This is a genomic window from Streptococcus parasanguinis (assembly GCF_001074805.1).
GTDB classification, from domain to species: domain Bacteria; phylum Bacillota; class Bacilli; order Lactobacillales; family Streptococcaceae; genus Streptococcus; species Streptococcus parasanguinis_A.
This window is the reverse complement of sequence record NZ_JUPI01000011.1, coordinates 1-4,907: the sequence shown is the minus strand read 5'-3', so window position 1 is coordinate 4,907 and position 4,907 is coordinate 1. Positions and strand designations below refer to the sequence as shown.

The window sequence follows — 4,907 nt, the reverse complement described above, 5'->3', positions numbered from 1 at the left end:
TACCAACGAATCAGATTGGCTTGCCGATACAGATGTCTGAACCTGCGATTCTGATTGACTTGCAGATACAGATTCCTGAACCAAAGAATCGGACTGGCTAGCTGAAACCGACTCTTGTACTAAGGACTCAGATTGACTAGCTGAAACGGACGATTGAACCAAAGACTCTGATTGGCTTGCCGATACAGATGCCCAAACCTGCGAGTCTGATTGACTGGCAGATACAGATGCTTGTACCAACGACTCTGATTGACTGGCAGATACAGATTCCTGAACCAACGACTCGGATTCACTAGCTGAAACGGACTCTTGTACCAACGAATCTGATTGACTTGCGGATACAGATTCCTGAACCAAGGACTCAGACTGACTTGCTGAAACTGATTCTTGAACCAACGAGTCTGATTGACTTGCAGATACAGATTCCTGAACCAAGGAATCGGACTGACTTGCTGAAATCGAAGTTGAAACTTGCGAATCTGACTGAGTGATTGAGTTAGATGCTTGCGACAAAGAAACAGACTCACTAGCCGATACAGACTGAGACGATGAAATCGAATCTGAAACCAAAGATGCCGACGTTGAGGCTGAGAAGCTTTGAGACTGTGATGCAGATTCTGACGACGTCATTTTCCGATAATAATAATTCACACTCGTCAGTGGATTTGAAACCACCATTTTTTGAATGGTTTGTTTAAAGTTAGAAAAACCATCTGCACCTTGAGGTGTCGCATCTTCTCCGACAATCATAATCTGATTATTACTTAGAAAAGGTGATTTTGGAAGCTCTGTAAATGGTTTTGGAACCGTATATTCTGTCCCTGTATTTTCATCTGTATAGGTGACGGTGTCCTTAGCCGAAAACCATCCTGTGATCTCCAACTCAAGATGACGATCATCCACTCGTTTTGGCGTAACATTAAGAAAATAATCTTTGTTTTTACTTTCAACTTTACGTGTTCCACCTAAATCTGAAAGATTATCAGTACTATCTTGTTTAAATTCTTTTTCATAAACAAGTGTATACTTGTCAAATACCGGCTCATTCCCGACATCCAGATTCGAAACGTTATAGACTTTGGAAGGATCTAAAACGTAGTAACGAAGGATGTAGTCGCCATTTTGACTGGTTGTAACAACTTCACTTCTTATAAAATGCTCACGCGCATTTCCGTACAATTCTACACGTCGATCTCCAACTGTACTATTATCAAAAGTTCCTGTTCTTACATTTTGAGACGAGCTCACAACTGGAACCTGTACGTATCCTGCGATATCACGAGCATTTGAGGCCGTATAACGCTGACCTTCTATTCCGTACTGGGTATACTCTGCTAAGACTGCTTCTTTCCCGGTTGGTGTGTATTCCCCATCTACCCATTTGCCTGCTGGATCCACCACTTTGTAGAAAGTCGACTGTTTCCCCCACATAGATGGAACCTTGATTTCAGCTCTCGAAGTCAATAGTTCCCCCTGTTTTGAAGGGGTCATCACATCGTATACATCTCGTACAAGGAAACTTGTCTCTGGGCTAGCATAAGTCCCTAGATAAACGTTCCCAGGTTTCCCATCATCAGACTTGCTATAGGCAAACATATTCCCAAAAGGAGCTTTCTTAATCAACACTTCTTTAGGTAGTTGGAACTGCGTGCCACCAATGACATTGGCAGAGAAGGTTTGAGAGAAGATCTCGGAACCATCTGATTTTTTCACAACACGGAAATATACATCATTTCCCACATGCGTATTCGGATCGGTATCGGTACGATCGATGGATAAGGTCGCATAATACCCCAACGGTTCCCCAGTATTATTAACAAAATCCCAAATTCCAAAGGTATAGCGAGTAGCATCCGTATCCTTCTTATAAGCTGCAATCTCTTCAGGTGTTTGGTTAACATAGTGCTTATCGATATGAGGATCTTTGGCAACATCTGTAGCTGTTAGAGGGGCATCTTCAACACTAGCACTGTTACGATCATCCATGTTTGGTGTAATCTCTAGCTCTTTACTACTACTCTTAGCCACCTCAGCGATAGGAGCTAATTGAGCAGAGATCGCAGGTTTTCCATCTACATTTGTATTTCCCACAAAACCTGCAGCTGTCAAGGTCGTCATCATCTCATCGACAGATTTCTCCAAACGATCGCGCTGGTCAGCATAAGATTGCGCACTAGCATTGGTGTGGATCAAGTTATTGCTTGCAGTCACTTCAACCTGCACTTTGTTAATGACCGCTTCGACCACTGCTCGACGCTCAGTGTCCGTCATTTTAGATGCGTAGTTTCCTGCAATTTCTTGGAGCAATTCAGCTTCAGAGGTATTTTGTTCCAAAACAACGGCTTCTTCTAAACTAGTCGGTTCCTCAACAACCACCTCTGACTCTAAAATTTGAGCAGACTCGCTAAATGCCGTTGATAATGCAGTTGATCCAACTTCACTCAAAGACAACGAAGTAGATTCACTGATCGAAGCAGACGCACTAACAGATGTAGAAAGGCTAGTGGAGTTTGAAACAGAGACAGATTCTGAAGTCTGGGTAGAGGTATTTCCCAAGACCACACTATCTACTTCTGCTAAAGTTTCCTGTTTTGTCTCAGAAACCGTTGGTGCCAGTGATGTTGCATCCTCCGCCTTAGCAGTCGTAACAAGCACAGCACCACCAAATACAGTTCCTGCCGTAATCAAACCTTTTAAGAAGGCTTGGTTATGCTTTTGATTTTCTATTTGATCTTGCTGTACGTTGGCAATGATGGTCTCCTCCACTTGCCCACGCACCACGCGAAAGAGGCCTAGAGCAGCCGTTGATGCTCGAAGCCAATTTTTTCCTGATTTAATTAATTTGAAGCGTACGACACGATCTGTTTCACGAAAGTTTCCTTTTGAACGCTTAAATTGCATGATATTCCCCTTACATTGTAGTCATTATTAATTATACAGGAATACTACGTAGATTCAAGTAATTTGCTACAAAAAACTTCTATATTATTGTTTAATTTTCAAATTTTTTGTAACACATTAAAAACACTTCATTCTACTAGTAAAAAAGTGAATCTCCTATGAGATTCACTCGAAAAAAATGATATTTCCTACTAGATCATTTCCCCTTCTTTTTACGTCGGATAAGTCCAGCAATTCCAGCTAACCCTGTAACAACCCCAAGAAGAGCTGATGTTATAGATCCTGTTTCGCCAGTATTTGGAAGCACTACAGACTGGCTGTGTTTTTGTGATCCACTTGCTGATTCTGATGCAGACAATGACTCTGAATGAGAAATTGATTGGCTCATTGAGTTAGAGTATGAACCGCTACCAGATGTTGATCCTGATTGTGATTGACTCACTGAAACTGAAGTACTTACTGATGTTGAAGTTGATTCAGGTGCAGAGGTACTCAATGATGCTGACTCAGATGCAGAGACTGATGTCGAAACTGAAACCGAAGTAGAGACTGACTGGCTTTCAGATACTGAACTGCTCAACGATGCTGACAATGATTCAGATGTCGAGATTGATTCAGACGTTGATGCTGATTCAGAGGCTGACGCTGACTCGGACGTAGAAACGGATTCAGATACAGAAACCGATTCGGACGTTGACACTGATTCTGATGTTGAAACCGATTCGGACACTGACACTGATTCTGATGCTGATACCGATTCAGACGTTGACACTGACTCAGATGCAGATGCTGATTCGGACGTAGACGCCGACTCTGATGTCGAAACTGAAACTGAAGTAGATGCCGATTCTGATGCAGACACTGACTCAGAGGTAGAAACTGATACTGACTCGGACGCAGATGCTGACTCAGAGGTAGAAACTGACTCGGACGTTGATGCTGATTCAGACGCTGAAACTGACTCAGAGGTTGAGACCGATTCAGAAGTTGAAACTGATTCAGACGTTGAGACTGACTCTGACGTCGAGACTGACTCTGACGTCGAGACCGATTCAGACGCTGAGACTGATTCGGATGTTGACACTGATTCAGATGTAGATACTGATTCAGACGTTGAAACTGATTCAGACGTTGAAACTGATTCAGACGTTGAAACTGATTCTGATGTAGATACTGATTCTGATGTAGATACTGATTCTGAGACTGAGACTGATTCAGACGTTGAAACTGATTCTGAAGTAGATACCGATTCAGATGCTGAAACTGACTCAGACGCTGACACTGATTCGGACGTTGAAACTGATTCAGACGTCGATGAAGATTCAGACGTTGATACTGATTCGGATGCTGAGACCGACTCAGAGGTTGAGACTGATTCGGATGCTGAGACTGACTCAGACGCTGACACTGATTCGGACGTTGAAACTGACTCCGATGTCGATGCTGACTCAGATACAGATACTGACATCGAAACTGAAACCGAAGTAGAGACTGACTGGCTTTCTGATACTGAATTGCTCAACGATGCTGACAATGATTCTGATGTCGAGATTGATTCAGACGTTGAAAGTGATTCAGAAGTAGACACTGATTCAGACGTTGAGGCTGACTCAGACGCAGAAGTTGATTCCGATGTTGAAACCGACTCAGAGGCTGACAATGATTCAGAGACTGAAACTGACTCAGATGTTGAGACTGAAACTGAAGTAGAAACTGACTGACTTTCTGATACTGAAGTGCTCAACGATGCTGACAATGATTCTGATGTCGAGATTGATTCTGATACAGAAACCGATTCAGACGTTGAAACTGATTCGGACTCTGAGACTGATTCTGATGTTGAAACTGATTCAGAAGCAGAGGCTGATTCTGATGCTGATACCGACTCAGATTCAGAGGCTGACGCTGATTCGGACGTAGATACTGACTCAGAGACTGAGACTGACTCAGACGTCGATACCGATTCAGAGGTTGAGACTGATTCTGATGTAGAGGCCGACTCAGAG

General features: G+C 42.9%; 2 protein-coding genes. Both read right to left on the bottom strand.

Annotated elements, in window-relative coordinates; all coding sequences use genetic code 11:
- Positions 1–2,901 (bottom strand): accessory Sec-dependent serine-rich glycoprotein adhesin (locus ADI76_RS00790; protein ID WP_049514014.1); only part of this gene is annotated, 2,901 nt, incomplete at its 3' end.
- 196 nt (positions 2,902–3,097) lie between these two features.
- Positions 3,098–4,907: LPXTG cell wall anchor domain-containing protein (locus tag ADI76_RS10805; RefSeq protein WP_152905760.1), on the bottom strand; the 1,810-nt coding region annotated here is incomplete at its 5' end.